Raw genomic sequence first — 15,464 nt, 5'->3', positions numbered from 1 at the left:
TCGTTCTGCGTCGCTGCATCAGCAGCAGAGAAACGAGATTATGAAGAACTTTCGCTACGCCGTCAACAGGTTTTTCTAACTTCCTGAACCTGCCCACATCGCGCAAAGCCTTGCCACTGCTGGCTCTCCCGCTCCCCGTGCCCCGCTGTCCGAAGCACGAAAGAGCGAGATTCTAGCGAGCCAAACGGCCCCTTGCAAGCGTTATTTTGACAAGCGTATTAACGATGCTTGAAAACCGGTTTGCGCTTCTCAACGAACGCGGCCATCCCTTCCTTCTGATCTTCCGTAGCGAAGAGCGAATGGAAGAGGCGTCGCTCGAAATGCACGCCCTCTGCGAGCGTCGTTTCGTATGCGCGGTTAACCGATTCCTTGATCATCATCACCGCCGGCAACGGGAATTCAGCGATGGTCGCGGCCGCAGCCACCGCCTCGTCAAGCAGCGAAGCCGCGGGAATCACCCGCGAGACCAATCCGGCACGCTCGGCCTCGGCAGCGTCCATGAAGCGGGCGGTCAAGCAGAGATCCATCGCTTTCGCCTTGGAGACTGCGCGCGGAAGCCGCTGTGTGCCGCCGGCCCCCGGCATGATGCCCAGCTTGATTTCCGGCTGGCCGAACTTCGCAGTGTCGGCGGCGAGAATGATGTCGCACATCATCGCCAGCTCGCAACCGCCACCAAGCGCGAAGCCCGCCACCGCAGCGATAATCGGCTTGCGGATCGAGCGCACCGTTTCCCAGTTGCGGGTGATGTAGTCGCCTTTGTAGACGTCCATATAGGTATAGGTCGCCATCATCCCGATGTCGGCTCCAGCGGCGAACGCTTTCTCGCTGCCCGTCACCACGATCGCACCAATCGCGTCGTCGGCATCGAACTCCCGTAGCGCCGCGCCCAATTCGTCCATCAACGCGTCGTTCAGTGCGTTCAACGCCTTCGGGCGATTCAATGTGACCAAACCCACCCGTCCACGCGTCTCAACCAGAATGTTCTCGTAAGCCATGCCGCCTCCTTATGCTTAATGGTGCGCAAAAAACGCTTCGCGCAGCCGTCTCAGTAATGCTACCATTAGCCAACCAACCGGTCGGTCAATTATTCGACAGGCTTTTCCCAACGTACAGCCAAGCCCCTCTGCCATGACACATCCGCTATTCACCAAGCACGAAGACACGCTGCAAAAGGCACTCACCGCGGTTGAAACGCGCGGCTACTGGAGCCCGTTCGTCGAGATGCCCAGTCCGAAAGTGTACGGGGAAACAGCAAGCGCAGACGGCGAAGCCGCATTCAAAGCGCTTCTGAACAAGACGTTCGAACTGGACCAGCCGTCGACCGGAGAAACCGTCGGCGCTGAAGTCTCGCCGTTCGGCTTCCCGCTCGGCGTGCGCTATCCGAAGGCCGATCCTGATGCGTTGATCGCCGCAGCCGCCGTGGCACAGCGCGATTGGCGCGCGGCCGGCCCGCAGGCGTGGATCGGTGTGTGCCTCGAAATCCTCGCGCGAGTGAATCGCGCCAGCTTCGAAATCGGCTACAGCGTGATGCACACGACCGGCCAGGCATTCATGATGGCCTTCCAGGCTGGCGGCCCGCATGCGCAAGACCGTGCCCTCGAAGCGGTCGTGTACGCGTGGGACCAACTGCGCCGCATTCCCGCCGACGCTCACTGGGAAAAGCCGCAAGGCAAAAATCCGCCGCTTGCAATGCACAAGCGCTACACGGTCGTGCCGCGCGGCACCGGCCTCGTGCTCGGCTGCTGCACCTTCCCGACATGGAACGGCTATCCGGGCCTCTTTGCTGATCTGGCCACCGGCAACACGGTCATCGTCAAACCGCACCCGGGCGCGATTCTGCCCCTCGCGCTGACTGTACGCATCGCACGCGATGTGCTGCGCGAAGCCGGATTCGATCCGAACGTTGTTACGCTGCTGGCCACCGAACCGAACGATGGCGCGCTGGTCCAGGACCTCGCTCTGCGCCCTGAAATCAAGTTGATCGATTTCACGGGCAGCACTCAAAACGGCACCTGGCTCGAGCGCAATGCACACCAGGCTCAGGTCTACACCGAAAAAGCCGGCGTCAACCAGATCGTGATCGACTCGGTCGACGACATCAAAGCCGCCGCTCGCAATATCGCCTTCTCGCTGGCGCTGTACTCGGGACAAATGTGCACCGCGCCGCAAAACATCTATGTGCCGCGCAACGGCATCCGCACCGCTGAGGGCACGCTCGGCTTCGACGAAGTCGCTCAGGCTATCGCCGGCGCCGTGCAAAAACTGGTCGCCGACCCGGCTCGCGCCGTTGAACTGCTTGGCGCGATCCAGAACGAAGGTGTCACCCAGCGCATCGAGGAAGCCTGCAAGCTCGGCCGCGTTCTAGTAGAAAGCCAATCGCTGGAACATCGGGCCTTTGCCGGCGCCCGTGTGCGAACACCGCTCGTGCTCCAACTGGACGCCGCCACCGACCACGCGCAGTTCACCAAAGAATGGTTCGGCCCGATCTCCTTCGTGATCGCGACGGAGTCGACCGCGCAGTCGCTCGACCTTGCCGGCGCAATCGCTGCCGAGCACGGAGCACTGACGCTGTCGGTCTACAGCACGGACGAGGCCGTACTCAACGAAGCGCATGAAGCATCGATCCGCGGCGGCGTAGCACTCTCAATCAATTTGACGGGCGGCGTATTCGTCAATCAATCGGCGGCCTTCTCCGACTTCCACGGCACGGGCGCAAACCCGGCGGCAAATGCCGCGCTGGCCGACGCAGCCTTTGTCGCAAACCGCTTCCGCGTCGTTCAAAGTCGCGTTCATGTTGAACCGAAAGCGGCGCCGGCGGTAGCTGGCTGAATGGCATAAGACAAAAGCACGGCTTTCGCCCTATGCCGTTTGGCCGAATGGACCGAGCCGTGCACCCCAACTAACATGAGACATCGGATTGGCAAGTCCCGCCAATCCGGCCCAGCAGGAACCCACATGAACGACGCCTTCATTTGCGACGCGATTCGCACCCCAATCGGCCGCTACGGCGGCGCCCTGAAGGATGTCCGCGCCGACGATCTCGGCGCGGTACCGATCAGGGCGTTGATCGAACGCAATGCCGGTGTCGACTGGCAGGCACTCGACGACGTGATCTATGGCTGTGCCAATCAGGCCGGTGACGACAACCGTAACGTGGCTCGCATGGCGGCTTTGCTGGCCGGCTTGCCCACGGCAGCGTCGGGCACAACCATCAACCGTCTGTGCGGCTCGGGTATGGACGCGGTCGGTACCGCAGCGCGCGCCATCAAGGCCGGCGAAGCGCGGCTGATGATTGCAGGCGGCGTCGAAAGCATGACGCGCGCGCCGTTCGTAATGGGCAAGGCCACCAGTGCATTTTCACGGCAGGCCGATATTTACGACACGACCATCGGCTGGCGTTTCATCAATCCGTTGATGAAACGTCAATACGGCGTCGATTCGATGCCGGAGACCGCGGAAAACGTGGCCATCGAGTTCGGCATAAGCCGCGCCGATCAGGACGCCTTTGCTCTGGCGAGTCAGCAAAAAGCATCTCGCGCACAGCGCGACGGCACGCTCGCTCAGGAAATCGTCGGCGTTGAAATTGCGCAGAAGAAAGGCGACCCCGTACGCGTGACGCTCGACGAGCATCCGCGCGAAACGTCGCTCGAAAGCCTGGCCAAGCTCAAGGGCGTGGTCCGTCCCGACGGCAGCGTGACCGCAGGCAATGCATCGGGCGTGAACGACGGCGCGTGTGCACTGTTGCTCGCAAATCAGGAAGCTGCCGATCAATACGGATTGCGTCGCCGCGCACGCGTGGTGGGCATGGCAACGGCAGGCGTGGAGCCACGCATCATGGGCATCGGCCCGGCGCCGGCCACGCAAAAGCTGTTGAAGCAACTGAACATGACACTCGAGCAATTCGACGTGATCGAGTTGAACGAAGCCTTCGCGTCGCAGGGACTGGCAGTCTTACGCACGCTCGGCTTGCGCGACGACGATCCGCGTGTCAATCCGAACGGCGGAGCGATTGCGCTCGGCCACCCGCTCGGCGCTTCTGGCGCGCGTTTGATCACTACCGCGCTTTATCAGTTGGAACGAATCAACGGCCGCTTTGCGCTTTGCACGATGTGTATCGGCGTAGGCCAAGGCATTGCATTGGTAATCGAGCGGCTCTGACACTAACGCCGCCGCCCATTGCACTGCCGATCAAAGAGACTTTGAGGAGACACCCAATGTCATATGAAGCGATTCGCCTCGACATCGATACATCGAGCCGCGTAGCGACCATCACGCTGAACCGCCCGGACAAGCTCAACAGCTTTACCCGCGCGATGCACCAGGAATTGAGCGACGCACTCGGCCAGGTCGAAGCGTCCGGCGCGCGCGCGCTCGTGCTGACCGGCGCGGGCCGCGGCTTCTGCGCAGGACAGGATCTCGCGGATCTCGACTTCACGCCAGGGGCAATGACCGATCTGGGCGAACTGATCAACGCGCATTTCAATCCGTTGATTCGCCGCCTGCAAGCACTGCCGTTGCCCGTGATTGCCGCGGTCAACGGCACGGCCGCCGGTGCCGGCGCCAATCTCGCGCTGGCCTGCGACCTCGTGCTTGCCGCCCGTTCGGCCAACTTCATTCAGGCATTCGTGAAGATCGGTCTCGTGCCGGACTCGGGCGGCACATGGTTCCTGCCGCAACGCGTCGGTATGGCCCGCGCCTTGGGTCTCGCCATCACCGGCGACAAACTGAGCGCGGAGAAAGCCGAAAGCTGGGGGCTGATCTGGCAAGCGGTTGACGACACCGAGCTAGCCGCCACGGCAAGCAAGCTCGCGGCCCAACTGGCGCAGCAACCCACGCGCGCTATCGCTGCGATCAAGCAGGCAATGCGCGCCGGGGCGACGCAAACGCTGGATCAGCAACTCGATCTCGAACGCGATCTGCAACGCGAACTCGGCGCTTCGCACGATTACGCGGAAGGTGTGCAGGCGTTCGTGGAAAAACGCGCACCGCGCTTCGAGGGTCGCTGATATGTCCGCGCAACCGAACCACCCCGCTCAAATGACACCTGACGAACTCGCTCGCGCAACCGCGGCCGCCATGTACGAAAACGACGCGTGCAGCCGTGCGCTCGGTCTCGAAATCGTAGAAGTGCGCCCAGGATACGCGCGCCTGCGCATGGCCGTGCGCGACGACTTCCTCAACGGCCATCAGATTTGCCACGGCGGCCTGATTTTCACGCTCGCTGATTCGACTTTCGCTTTCGCTTGTAACACGTACAACATCAACACCGTCGCAGCGGGTTGTTCGATCGAGTTCCTGCGGCCGGTGAAAGGCGGCGACGTGTTGACTGCCGAAGCGGTCGAGCAAACCTTGAGCGGCCGCACCGGCATTTACGACATTCGCGTCACGAATCGCGCAGAGGAGACCGTGGCGATGTTTCGCGGCAAATCGGCACAGATCAAAGGCAACCTGATTCCTACCGGCGATTGAATAGCAGACTGAACGGCAGAGCCGCGACACGTTCGCGACCTGTTGCCAGCACCTATATAGATAGTAGATAGCAGCGAGTCCCCGGTTTTTGCGCGCAAGCGCACCGCACCCCAGACCCAAGCATTGAGGCAGCAAGGAGACATTCGATGACCACCGCCCTTCCGCTCGATCCCATCGAGACAGCCAGCCGCGACGAACTCGCCGCGCTCCAACTCGAACGGCTCAAATGGTCGCTGAACCACGCTTATGAAAATTCGCCGGTGTATCGGCAAAAATTCGATGAAGCCGGCGTTCACCCGAGCGAAGTGAAGACTCTCGCGGACCTCGCGCGCTTCCCGTTCACCACCAAGAAGGATCTGCGCGACAGCTACCCGTTCGGCATGTTCGCAGTGCCGCAGGAGCAGATCTCGCGGATCCACGCGTCGTCTGGAACAACGGGTAAGCCGACGGTCGTTGGCTACACCGCGCGCGATATCGACACGTGGGCGAATCTCGTCGCACGTTCGATCCGTGCCGCGGGCGCGAAGCGCGGGGACAAGGTTCACGTGAGCTACGGCTACGGTCTGTTCACAGGCGGCCTCGGCGCACACTACGGCGCGGAACGCGCCGGGCTGACGGTGATCCCGTTCGGCGGCGGTCAGACTGAAAAGCAGGTGCAACTGATTCAGGACTTCCGGCCCGACATCATCATGGTGACGCCGAGCTATATGCTGTCGATCGCCGACGAACTCGAACGGCAAGGTATCGATCCAGCGAATTGCTCGCTGCGCCTCGGCATCTTCGGTGCGGAACCGTGGACCAATGACATGCGCCAGGCGATCGAAAAGCGTATGGGCATCGACGCTGTGGATATCTACGGTCTGTCTGAAGTGATGGGACCTGGCGTCGCTTCGGAATGCGTCGAGACCAAAGATGGCCCGACCATCTGGGAAGACCATTTCTACCCCGAGATCATCGATCCCGAAACCGGCGAAGTGCTGCCGGACGGCGAGCTCGGCGAACTGGTATTCACCTCGTTGACCAAGGAAGCGCTGCCGATCATCCGTTACCGAACGCGCGACCTAACCCGCCTCCTGCCGGGCAGCGCACGCACCATGCGTCGGATGGAAAAGATCACGGGCCGCTCGGACGACATGATGATCGTGCGCGGCGTCAACGTGTTCCCGACGCAGATCGAAGAATTGCTACTCAAGCAACACGCCCTCGCGCCGCACTATCAGATCGTGCTGACGAAGGAAGGCCCGCTCGATGTATTGACGTTGAACGTCGAGCCCTGCCCGGAATCAGCGCCGGATACTGCCGCGTTGACCACGGCTAAACAGGCGTTGACCTACGACATCAAGGCGCTGATCGGCGTCAGCGCGATCGTGAACGTACTGGGTGTGAACGGTATCGAGCGTTCGGTGGGCAAGGCACGGCGTGTGGTGGACAAACGGAAATCGGGGCTTTAAGCCAAGCGCCGAAGGTTGATGTTTGATAACGGAGCTGACCGGTGTCAGCGCCGTTATCAAACCAAAAACCAGAAGCTAGCGATCAGGAAAACCCCGCCGCCGCTCCGCCAAACCCTCACGAATTCGGCAGCAACAACCACATCCGACCACCCTGCTTCATCTTGCCGGCCAGATCGCCGGCATCGTCGCCGAGACCCCAGAAGTAGTCCGCGCGAACGCCGCCTTTGATCGCGGACCCCGTGTCCTGCGCAAAGACGAGGCGATTCATCGGCGAGTTCGTCAACGGTCGTGTGGTCTGCAAGAACACCGGCGTACCTAGCGGAATCGAAGTCGGATCCACCGCGATCGATCGCTCCGGCGTCAACGGCACGCCCAACGCACCGATCGGACCATCCGCACCGCCGCTCGGCGCACTCTCGCCGGACGGCATCTCGCGGAAGAACACGAAACGCGGATTGGTATCGAGCAGCGCGTCGACCCGCGCCGGATTCGCGCGCGCCCATGCCTTGATGCCTTGCATGGTCGCCTGCGCCGGCGTCAGTTCACCGCGATCGAGCAGCCACCGCCCAATCGACTTGTACGGTTGATTGTTCGTGCCGCCAAATCCGACCCGCATCACGCTGCCGTCTTCCATCACGACGCGCCCGGAGCCTTGCACCTGCAGGAAGAACGCTTCGATCGGATCGTCAACCCACACGAGTTCATTGCCGTTGAGCACGCCCGCACGCTCGAGTTGCGCGCGCGCCGGCAGCGGCGCACCCGCGCGATAACCGGAGGGCCAGCGGTACAACGCCGTCTGATACACGCCATGCCGCGTGCGCGAACCGCGCAGCAACGGCTCGTAGTAACCGGTGACGAGGCCATCGAGCGTGCCGTCGTTATTGGCTAACTGGAACGGCGTGAAATACGCCTCGAAAAATGCTCGCGCACTGGTGACGTCCAGATCGTCGATCTGCGAGGCCGCCGCGCACGCACGAGCCCAGTTCGGTTGACGCGCGAGCCTCAGGCAGTTTTGCCGCAATGCGGCCGTCGCGCCGATCAGCGAATCGTCCTGCCACCCTGGCACCTGCTGCCAGGCCACGGCTGTCAGCCGCGTCGCGGCGATCTGCCCGGGTATGATCGCGGCACCCGTGGGCGGTGAAACCGAAGGCCGGACTGCACCGCCGCCTCCGCAGGAAGCCAGCATTACCGCCACCGAAAGCGCGCCGAGCCATGCTCCGGCCGTGCGGACAAAACGCATACAATGTTCGTTCTTGATGGAAACCGCCATGTCTGATCTGTTCGACGAATACCCGATGCTCATCTTCGCGCTGGAATCGCTCCTCGCGCTCTTCCTGCTCGTCTTTATCGTTGTCTGGACGTCGTCCGGCAAGAAGAAGGCCGCCAGCGCCGCCACCGATGAACAGCAAAAGCAGCAAAAATCCCAGTAAAGCTGCGCTGTAAAGCTTTTTAAAGACCGCGAGCCGCGCTCTCGGTTCAATGCAAAGTACGCGGCATCCGCAGAATGAACTCTGGTACAGGTGCGTCGAAGCGCTCGCCGTCCTCAGCAACGCAGAAATAGTCGCCACGCATCGTGCCAACGGGCGTGGCGATCACGGCCCAACTCGTATATTCGAAGTGCTCGCCCGGTTTGAGCAGCGGCTGATGCCCGACCACGCCCAGGCCTTTCACTTCCTGAACATTGTTTTCGCTGTCGGTGATCACCCAGTGACGCGCAATCAACTGCGCGGGCACCTGACCGCTGTTACGGATGGTCAGCGTGTATGCAAACGCATACTGGCGGCGCTCCGGGTCCGACTCTTCGGGCAGAAACTGCACCTGCGCCGAGACGCTGAATTCGTACTGGCTCATCCTGATTCCGGTCTGGTGAAACGGAGTGTGAAAAATCGCGGGAAGCCCCGAACGCCAATGGTTTGCGGGCACATTGGCGAAGCGGCGCCTATGGTTTGGCATTCTGCTTGATGCGCGGCATGCCCGCAACCGGACAAATCCCTTTGGCCAAGGGCCGCTAAGGCGTCTTGTCACTTTCGCCATGCGTTGTCGGTGCCGGCCTCAACTCGCCCCCAAGCCGGTTCGGAAGCGTACAAACCGGTAAAATGGTGTTTTCCCGCTTGCATCCGCCCCCGCCATGACGCAATTCCGCATTGCCCCCAGCATTCTGTCCGCCGATTTCGCCCGCCTCGGCGAAGAAGTCCGCAACGTTGTCGCCGCCGGCGCCGACTGGATTCACTTCGACGTGATGGACAACCATTATGTGCCGAACCTGACAATCGGCCCGCTCGTCTGCGAAGCGATCCGCCCGCACGTGGACGTGCCGATCGACGTGCACCTGATGGTGCGCCCGGTCGACCGCATCGTGCCGGACTTCGCCAAGGCCGGCGCGAACCTGATCAGCTTCCACCCGGAAGGCTCGGACCATATCGACCGCACGCTGTCGCTGATTCGCGACCACGGTTGCAAGGCGGGCCTCGTGTTCAACCCGGCCACATCGCTGAACCATCTGGACTACGTGATGGACAAGGTCGATCTGGTGCTGATCATGTCGGTGAATCCGGGCTTCGGCGGTCAATCGTTCATTCCTGAGGCGCTCATCAAACTGCGCGAAGCGCGCAAGCGGATCGATGCTTATAAGGAAAAGACCGGCCGCGAGATTCATCTCGAAGTGGACGGCGGCGTGAAGGTCGACAACATCGCCGAAATCGCCGCGGCTGGCGCGGACACGTTCGTGGCAGGCTCGGCGATCTTCGGTGCGCCGGATCACAAGGCGGTGATCGACAAGATGCGCGCCGCACTCGCCAACATCGAGCACTGATATCCCGCACGAGAAATGACGACTCCGTTCCCTGCCCCGACCTTCACCGGCCCGCGCCTGCAAGCCGCGATCATCGACCTCGACGGCACGATGATCGATACCGCAGACGATTTCACCGCCGGCCTGAACGGCATGCTTGCGCAACTCGACGCGACGGAAACCTCGCGCGAGGAAGTGGTCGGCTACATCGGCAAGGGCTCGGAGAATCTGATTCGCCGTGTGCTGGCCGAGCGCTTCGAAACGGACCACGCACAGGACCGTTTCGACGAAGCGCTCGCGATCTATCAGGAGGAGTACGCCAAGATCAACGGCGTGCACACACGGCTGTACCCCGAGGTCGAAGCCGGCCTCAGTGCCATGCGCGACGCCGGCCTCAAACTCGCGTGCGTCACCAACAAGCCGCACCGTTTCGCGGTCGAATTGCTGGAGCAATATGGGCTCAGCCAGTATTTCAGCGTCGTGCTCGGCGGCGACAGCCTGCCGAAAAAGAAGCCGGATCCGCTGCCGATGATCACCGCCGCAGCGCAACTAGGCGTCACACCGGAAACCACGGTCGCCATCGGCGATTCGGAAAACGATGCGCTGGCAGGCCGCGCGGCGGGCATGGCAACGCTGACGCTGCCGTACGGCTACAACCACGGCCGATCTGTACAAGAAATAAAATCCGATGGTATAGTTGCCTCGCTGCTCGATGCCGCCAAGGCTATCGCAGCGCACCATTCCACGACCTGAAAAGTCCCTCATCCTCATGTTTCTGAATAAAAAACGGAGTCTGATTAGCATCGACCGGGGAGCCTGGCCCTGGCGTCGCTGGTCGCGCTAACCTCGCCTGAGGTACGCTGAAGCTCGTCTTCGGCAACCGTTTTTTACTTCGCTGCGCTCACGCGTTTTTTCCATCACCTTGTTTCGCTGCATCGGTTGATTTGGCGTTCGTGTACCCGCAAAGTACATCTGTGCGCTGAAATCCCTTGCATGCGTCGATGGGAAACTCGCGCCGGTCGGTATCATCGTGTCGAAACGTCGAACGAACGCCTGACCGGCTGCGTAGCGCCCCGCTTTGTCCGACGCATAGTGCCGTCTGACGTACGTACAGGATCGGAACATGACCGAACTCGAATTCCAGTCCCTCGCCAACGAGGGTTTCAACCGCATTCCGCTGATCGCCGAAGCGCTCGCCGACCTCGAAACGCCGCTCTCGCTATACCTGAAGCTAGCGCAGAGCGAACGCAACGGCGCCAACTCGTTCCTGCTGGAATCGGTGGTGGGCGGCGAACGCTTCGGCCGCTATTCATTCATCGGACTGCCGGCGCGCACGCTGCTGCGCACTCGCAACGGCGTATCGGAAGTGGTGCGCGACGGCAAAGTCGTCGAAACGCACGAGGGCGATCCGCTCGAGTTCATCCAGCAATTCCAGGGCCGCTTCAAAGTGGCGCAGCGCCCCGGTTTGCCGCGTTTCGCAGGCGGACTGGCGGGCTACTTCGGTTATGACGCAGTGCGTTACATCGAGAAAAAGCTCGCGCACACCGCACCGAAAGACGATCTGAATCTGCCGGACATTCAGTTGCTGCTCACCGAAGAAGTCGCGGTGATCGACAACCTCGCGGGCAAGCTCTACCTGGTGGTGTACTCGGATCCGACACAGCCTGAGGCGTACACAAAAGCCAAGCAGCGTCTGCGTGAATTGCGTCAGCGTTTGCGCACGACCGTGCAGCCGCCGGTCACGTCGGCCAGCGTGCGCACCGAGACCTACCGCGAGTTCGCCAAAGATGATTACCTCGCCGCCGTGCGCCAGGCGAAGGAATACATCGCCGCCGGCGAGTTGATGCAGGTGCAGGTCGGCCAGCGTCTGATCAAGCCATACCGCGACAATCCGCTGTCGCTGTATCGCGCGCTGCGCTCGCTGAATCCGTCGCCCTATATGTACTTCTACAACTTCGGCGACTTCCACGTGGTCGGCGCATCGCCGGAAATTCTGGTGCGCCAGGAAAAGCGCGGCGAAGATCGCATCGTAACGATCCGGCCACTCGCCGGCACCCGTCCGCGCGGCAACACGCCGGAACGCGATGCAGAGCTCGCCACCGAACTGCTGAACGATCCGAAGGAAATCGCCGAACACGTGATGCTAATCGACCTCGCGCGTAACGACGTGGGCCGTATTTCGCAGATCGGTTCGGTGGTCGTCACCGATCAGATGGTGATCGAGAAGTACTCGCACGTGCAGCACATCGTGAGCTCGGTCGAAGGCAAGCTGAAACCCGGCACTACCAACTTCGACGTGCTGCGCGCCACCTTCCCGGCCGGCACGTTATCCGGCGCGCCGAAGGTTCGCGCGATGGAACTGATCGACGAACTGGAGCCGGTCAAGCGTGGCCTCTACGGCGGCGCCGTCGGCTATCTGTCGTTCACCGGCGAAATGGATCTGGCGATCACGATCCGCACCGGCGTCATCGCAAACGGCAATCTGTATGTGCAGGCGGCAGCGGGTGTAGTCGCGGATTCGGTGCCGGAATCCGAATGGCAAGAGACCGAGAACAAGGCGCGCGCCGTGCTGCGCGCCGCCGAGCAGGTTCAAGACGGCCTCGATAGCGACTTCTGACCGGAGACACACCATGCTGCTTATGATCGACAACTACGACTCGTTCACCTACAACCTGGTGCAGTACTTCGGCGAACTCGGCGAAGACGTGCGCACCTATCGGAACGACGAAATCACGCTGGACGAAATTGCGAAGCTCAATCCGGAGCGCATTTGCCTGTCGCCCGGCCCGAGCAACCCGCAACACGCCGGCATCACCCTCGACGTGCTGCGTGAATTCGCCGGCAAGACGCCAATTCTCGGCGTATGCCTCGGCCATCAGGCGATCGGCGAAGCCTTCGGCGGCCGCGTAGTGCGTGCGCAAACCATCATGCACGGCAAGGTGAGCACGATCGAAACCGACTGCAAAGGCGTATTCGCCGATCTGCCGAAGCATTTCGTCGTGACGCGTTATCACTCGCTCGCGATCGAACGCGAATCGCTGCCGGATTGTCTCGAAGTGTCCGCATGGACCGAAGACGGCGAAATCATGGGCGTGCGTCACAAGGAACTGGCCGTTGAAGGCGTGCAGTTCCATCCGGAATCGATCCTGTCCGAACACGGTCACGCCTTGCTCGAAAACTTCGTGAAGCAGTCGAAGACCGCTCACCGCACCGCTTGATAAAGAGAGACGAAATCATGTCGATTACGCCCCAGGAAGCGCTGCAACGCACGATCGAGCACCGCGAAATTTTCCACGACGAAATGCTGCATCTGATGCGGCTCATCATGCGCGGCGAACTATCGCCCGTGATGTCGGCGGCGATCATTACCGGCTTGCGCGTCAAAAAAGAGACCATCGGCGAAATCACCGCCGCCGCCACGGTGATGCGTGAATTTGCCCGGCACGTCGAGGTGCAGGACAACTCGAACTTCGTCGATATCGTCGGCACCGGCGGCGACGGCTCGCACACCTTCAATATTTCCACGGCGACGATGTTCGTCTCGGCTGCGGCGGGCGCTAAAGTCGCGAAGCACGGCGGCCGCGGCGTGTCGAGCAAGTCAGGCAGCGCGGACGTGCTCGAAGCACTCGGCGTGAACATCGATCTGCAACCGGAACAGGTGGCGGCGTCGATTGCGGAAACCGGCATGGGCTTCATGTTCGCGCCGAACCATCATCCGGCCATGAAGAACATCGCGCCGGTGCGCCGCGAACTCGGCGTGCGGACCATCTTCAATATTCTTGGGCCACTGACCAACCCGGCCGGCGCGCCCAATCAACTGATGGGCGTATTCCACGGGGACCTCGTCGGTATTCAGGTGCGCGTGATGCAGCGCCTCGGCGCGAAGCACGTGCTGGTGGTGTACGGTATGGACGGTATGGACGAGGTCTCGCTCGGCGCGGCAACGCAAGTCGGCGAGCTGCGCGACGGCCAGATCCACGAGTACGAAATTCACCCGGAAGACTTTGGCATGCAGATGGTGTCGAACCGTACGTTGAAAGTAGCCGACGCGGCCGAATCCAAACTGATGCTGCTCGAAGCGCTCGACAACAAGCCGGGCGTCGCGCGTGAAATCGTCACGCTGAACGCGGGCACGGCGCTCTATTCGGCGAACGTGGCGGCTTCGATTGCGGACGGCATCCAGTTGGCCCGCGAAGCGATCGCGAGCGGCAAGGCACGCGCGAAGGTCGACGACCTGGTCCGCTTCACCCAGCAATTCAAGCAGTAATTACGTAGCGAGACACTCATGAGCGACATCCTCGACCGCATCATCTCGGTCAAACGCGAAGAAGTCCGCGCGGCTGAACAGAGCGCGCCGCTCGAAGAGCTGCGCCTCGAAGCATCCTCGCGCGACATCCGCGATTTCGTCGGCGCATTGCGCGCGAAACATGCGGCCGGCCTGGCCGCGGTGATCTCCGAAGTGAAGAAGGCAAGCCCGTCGAAAGGCGTGCTGCGCGAAAACTTCGTCCCCGCCGAAATCGCGCGTTCGTATGAGAAGCACGGTGCGGCCTGCTTGTCCGTACTCACCGACGTCCAGTTCTTCCAGGGCAGCGTGGCATATCTCGAGGAGGCGCGCGCCGCCTGCAGCCTGCCGGTGCTGCGCAAGGACTTCATCGTGGATCCGTACCAGATCGTCGAAGCCCGTGCGATGGGTGCCGACGCGATCCTGCTGATCGCGGCCGCGCTGGAAACCTCACAGATGCAGGACCTCGAAGCGCTCGCGCATTCGTTAGGCCTCGCAGTGCTGGTCGAAGTGCATGACCACAATGAACTGATGGAATCGCTGACGTTGAAGACGCCGCTGATCGGCATCAACAACCGCAACCTGCGCACCTTCGAAACATCGATCGAGACGACCATCGGCATGCTCGAATCGATTCCGGACGACCGCATCGTCGTCACGGAGTCGGGCATTCTGTCGCGTCAGGATGTCGAACGTCTGCGGGCGATGGACGTGCATACATTCCTCGTCGGCGAGGCGTTCATGCGCGCGGAAGAGCCGGGTGTGGAACTTGCGCGTATGTTTTTCTAAGCGCAAGTTCCACATTCAGCGAACGCAGCGGAGCACACGATGGGCATGGAACGTGAAATCAAGCTGGCTCTGCCGGTGAGCCAGGTGGAAGCGGCGACAAAGTGGTTCGTCGCACGCACTGGCAAAGAGGGTCGCCCAATCGAATTGGCGAATATCTACTTCGATACGCCGGGGCTTGCGCTGGCTACGTCGAAAAGCGCGCTGCGTCTGCGGCATACGCCGGGCGGCTGGCTGCAAACGTTCAAGACCGTGGGTAACGCGAAGGATGGACTGCATAGCCGGCACGAGTGGGAAATGCCGGTGGCGGGTGAGAAGCTCGAAATCGACGCCTTGCTGCACGCATGCGACGAACCCGCTGCCGCCGAGGCCTTGCGCCAGGCGGCGCCTGAACTGATCGAACTGTTCCGCACGAATTTCACCCGCACGCTGTGGAATGTCGAACTGGATGGCTCGAAAGTCGAAGCCGCGATCGACCAGGGCAACGTGCTCGCCGAAGTGAACGGTGAACTCCGCCGCGCGCCGATCTCCGAAGTCGAACTCGAACTGAAGTCCGGCGACGAAGCCGCACTCAACACGCTCGCGAGCGAACTCGGCAAACAGGTCGCCGGCCTTGCACCGGACAACATTAGCAAGGCACAACGCGGGTATCAGTTGCGGGCATCTTGAGCAACAGCACGTTTGC

General features: G+C 61.6%; 16 protein-coding genes. 13 read left to right on the top strand and 3 right to left on the bottom strand.

The features are described from left to right. Window positions 1-218: 218 nt before the first annotated feature. On the bottom strand, window positions 219-995 hold the full coding sequence (locus tag BM438_RS33115; RefSeq protein WP_093643561.1) for an enoyl-CoA hydratase: 777 nt from the start codon (window positions 993-995) through the stop codon (window positions 219-221). A gap of 133 nt (window positions 996-1,128) precedes the next feature. On the opposite strand from BM438_RS33115, the gene paaN reads away from it, so the two are divergent. From paaN to paaK, 5 genes are all read left to right on the top strand, one after another. Continuing rightward, the gene (gene paaN / locus BM438_RS33110) at window positions 1,129-2,829 is read left to right on the top strand and encodes a phenylacetic acid degradation protein PaaN (protein ID WP_093643559.1); all 1,701 of its coding nucleotides are present in this window, start codon (window positions 1,129-1,131) and stop codon (window positions 2,827-2,829) included. Between the two features lie 126 nt (window positions 2,830-2,955). After that, the gene (gene pcaF / locus BM438_RS33105; protein WP_093643557.1) at window positions 2,956-4,158 is read left to right on the top strand and encodes a 3-oxoadipyl-CoA thiolase; all 1,203 of its coding nucleotides are present in this window, start codon (window positions 2,956-2,958) and stop codon (window positions 4,156-4,158) included. Between the two features lie 56 nt (window positions 4,159-4,214). Next, window positions 4,215-5,006, top strand: coding sequence for a 2-(1,2-epoxy-1,2-dihydrophenyl)acetyl-CoA isomerase PaaG (gene paaG, locus BM438_RS33100; protein WP_093643555.1), 792 nt, complete (start codon window positions 4,215-4,217; stop codon window positions 5,004-5,006). A 1-nt stretch (window position 5,007) separates the two neighbouring features. Further along, window positions 5,008-5,469: a hydroxyphenylacetyl-CoA thioesterase PaaI gene (gene paaI, locus BM438_RS33095; RefSeq protein WP_054036751.1), complete on the top strand. Its 462-nt coding sequence runs from the start codon at window positions 5,008-5,010 to the stop codon at window positions 5,467-5,469. A 146-nt stretch (window positions 5,470-5,615) separates the two neighbouring features. Next, entirely contained in the window at window positions 5,616-6,920 is a 1,305-nt protein-coding gene (gene paaK, locus BM438_RS33090) for a phenylacetate--CoA ligase PaaK (protein ID WP_093643552.1), read from the top strand. 115 nt (window positions 6,921-7,035) lie between these two features. Here paaK and mltA read toward each other — a convergent pair whose 3' ends face one another. Continuing rightward, the gene (mltA, locus tag BM438_RS33085; protein ID WP_093643550.1) at window positions 7,036-8,160 is read right to left on the bottom strand and encodes a murein transglycosylase A; all 1,125 of its coding nucleotides are present in this window, start codon (window positions 8,158-8,160) and stop codon (window positions 7,036-7,038) included. A gap of 28 nt (window positions 8,161-8,188) precedes the next feature. On the opposite strand from mltA, the gene BM438_RS45700 reads away from it, so the two are divergent. Next, window positions 8,189-8,350 carry a hypothetical protein gene (locus BM438_RS45700; protein ID WP_167378499.1) on the top strand — a complete coding sequence of 54 codons (162 nt, stop codon included), beginning with the start codon at window positions 8,189-8,191 and terminating at the stop codon, window positions 8,348-8,350. Between the two features lie 46 nt (window positions 8,351-8,396). Here the strand turns inward: BM438_RS45700 and apaG are convergent, their stop codons facing one another. Continuing rightward, a complete protein-coding gene (gene apaG, locus BM438_RS33075) occupies window positions 8,397-8,771 on the bottom strand; it encodes a Co2+/Mg2+ efflux protein ApaG (protein ID WP_054036748.1) in 375 nt (124 codons plus the stop codon). A 277-nt stretch (window positions 8,772-9,048) separates the two neighbouring features. On the opposite strand from apaG, the gene rpe reads away from it, so the two are divergent. From rpe to BM438_RS33040, 7 genes are all read left to right on the top strand, one after another. Continuing rightward, window positions 9,049-9,732 carry a ribulose-phosphate 3-epimerase gene (rpe, locus tag BM438_RS33070; protein WP_093643547.1) on the top strand — a complete coding sequence of 228 codons (684 nt, stop codon included), beginning with the start codon at window positions 9,049-9,051 and terminating at the stop codon, window positions 9,730-9,732. Window positions 9,733-9,747: 15 nt separating this feature from the next. After that, a complete protein-coding gene (locus tag BM438_RS33065) occupies window positions 9,748-10,464 on the top strand; it encodes a phosphoglycolate phosphatase (RefSeq protein ID WP_093643545.1) in 717 nt (238 codons plus the stop codon). 370 nt (window positions 10,465-10,834) lie between these two features. After that, window positions 10,835-12,328, top strand: a complete 1,494-nt coding sequence (trpE, locus tag BM438_RS33060; protein WP_054036746.1) for an anthranilate synthase component I — start codon at window positions 10,835-10,837, stop codon at window positions 12,326-12,328. 13 nt (window positions 12,329-12,341) lie between these two features. Then, window positions 12,342-12,929, top strand: a complete 588-nt coding sequence (locus BM438_RS33055) for an aminodeoxychorismate/anthranilate synthase component II (protein ID WP_054036698.1) — start codon at window positions 12,342-12,344, stop codon at window positions 12,927-12,929. Window positions 12,930-12,946: 17 nt separating this feature from the next. Continuing rightward, entirely contained in the window at window positions 12,947-13,978 is a 1,032-nt protein-coding gene (trpD, locus tag BM438_RS33050; RefSeq protein ID WP_054036695.1) for an anthranilate phosphoribosyltransferase, read from the top strand. A gap of 18 nt (window positions 13,979-13,996) precedes the next feature. Continuing rightward, window positions 13,997-14,782 carry an indole-3-glycerol phosphate synthase TrpC gene (trpC, locus tag BM438_RS33045; protein WP_093643542.1) on the top strand — a complete coding sequence of 262 codons (786 nt, stop codon included), beginning with the start codon at window positions 13,997-13,999 and terminating at the stop codon, window positions 14,780-14,782. A gap of 39 nt (window positions 14,783-14,821) precedes the next feature. Further along, window positions 14,822-15,448, top strand: coding sequence for a CYTH domain-containing protein (locus tag BM438_RS33040; protein ID WP_093643540.1), 627 nt, complete (start codon window positions 14,822-14,824; stop codon window positions 15,446-15,448). The last annotated feature ends 16 nt before the right edge of the window (window positions 15,449-15,464 follow it).

The sequence above is a fragment of the Paraburkholderia aspalathi genome (assembly GCF_900116445.1).
Lineage (GTDB): Bacteria > Pseudomonadota > Gammaproteobacteria > Burkholderiales > Burkholderiaceae > Paraburkholderia > Paraburkholderia aspalathi.
This window is presented reverse-complemented; position numbering and strand designations above follow the sequence as displayed.

What these genes read in the sequence shown, in the direction of transcription:
- BM438_RS33115 (WP_093643561.1), bottom strand. Translation starts at nt 995, where the DNA reads ATGGCTTACGAGAACATTCTGGTTGAGACGCGTGGACGGGTGGGTTTG.
- paaN (WP_093643559.1), top strand. Translation starts at nt 1,129, where the DNA reads ATGACACATCCGCTATTCACCAAGCACGAAGACACGCTGCAAAAGGCA.
- pcaF (WP_093643557.1), top strand. Translation starts at nt 2,956, where the DNA reads ATGAACGACGCCTTCATTTGCGACGCGATTCGCACCCCAATCGGCCGC.
- paaG (WP_093643555.1), top strand. Translation starts at nt 4,215, where the DNA reads ATGTCATATGAAGCGATTCGCCTCGACATCGATACATCGAGCCGCGTA.
- paaI (WP_054036751.1), top strand. Translation starts at nt 5,008, where the DNA reads ATGTCCGCGCAACCGAACCACCCCGCTCAAATGACACCTGACGAACTC.
- paaK (WP_093643552.1), top strand. Translation starts at nt 5,616, where the DNA reads ATGACCACCGCCCTTCCGCTCGATCCCATCGAGACAGCCAGCCGCGAC.
- mltA (WP_093643550.1), bottom strand. Translation starts at nt 8,160, where the DNA reads ATGCGTTTTGTCCGCACGGCCGGAGCATGGCTCGGCGCGCTTTCGGTG.
- BM438_RS45700 (WP_167378499.1), top strand. Translation starts at nt 8,189, where the DNA reads ATGTCTGATCTGTTCGACGAATACCCGATGCTCATCTTCGCGCTGGAA.
- apaG (WP_054036748.1), bottom strand. Translation starts at nt 8,771, where the DNA reads ATGAGCCAGTACGAATTCAGCGTCTCGGCGCAGGTGCAGTTTCTGCCC.
- rpe (WP_093643547.1), top strand. Translation starts at nt 9,049, where the DNA reads ATGACGCAATTCCGCATTGCCCCCAGCATTCTGTCCGCCGATTTCGCC.
- BM438_RS33065 (WP_093643545.1), top strand. Translation starts at nt 9,748, where the DNA reads ATGACGACTCCGTTCCCTGCCCCGACCTTCACCGGCCCGCGCCTGCAA.
- trpE (WP_054036746.1), top strand. Translation starts at nt 10,835, where the DNA reads ATGACCGAACTCGAATTCCAGTCCCTCGCCAACGAGGGTTTCAACCGC.
- BM438_RS33055 (WP_054036698.1), top strand. Translation starts at nt 12,342, where the DNA reads ATGCTGCTTATGATCGACAACTACGACTCGTTCACCTACAACCTGGTG.
- trpD (WP_054036695.1), top strand. Translation starts at nt 12,947, where the DNA reads ATGTCGATTACGCCCCAGGAAGCGCTGCAACGCACGATCGAGCACCGC.
- trpC (WP_093643542.1), top strand. Translation starts at nt 13,997, where the DNA reads ATGAGCGACATCCTCGACCGCATCATCTCGGTCAAACGCGAAGAAGTC.
- BM438_RS33040 (WP_093643540.1), top strand. Translation starts at nt 14,822, where the DNA reads ATGGGCATGGAACGTGAAATCAAGCTGGCTCTGCCGGTGAGCCAGGTG.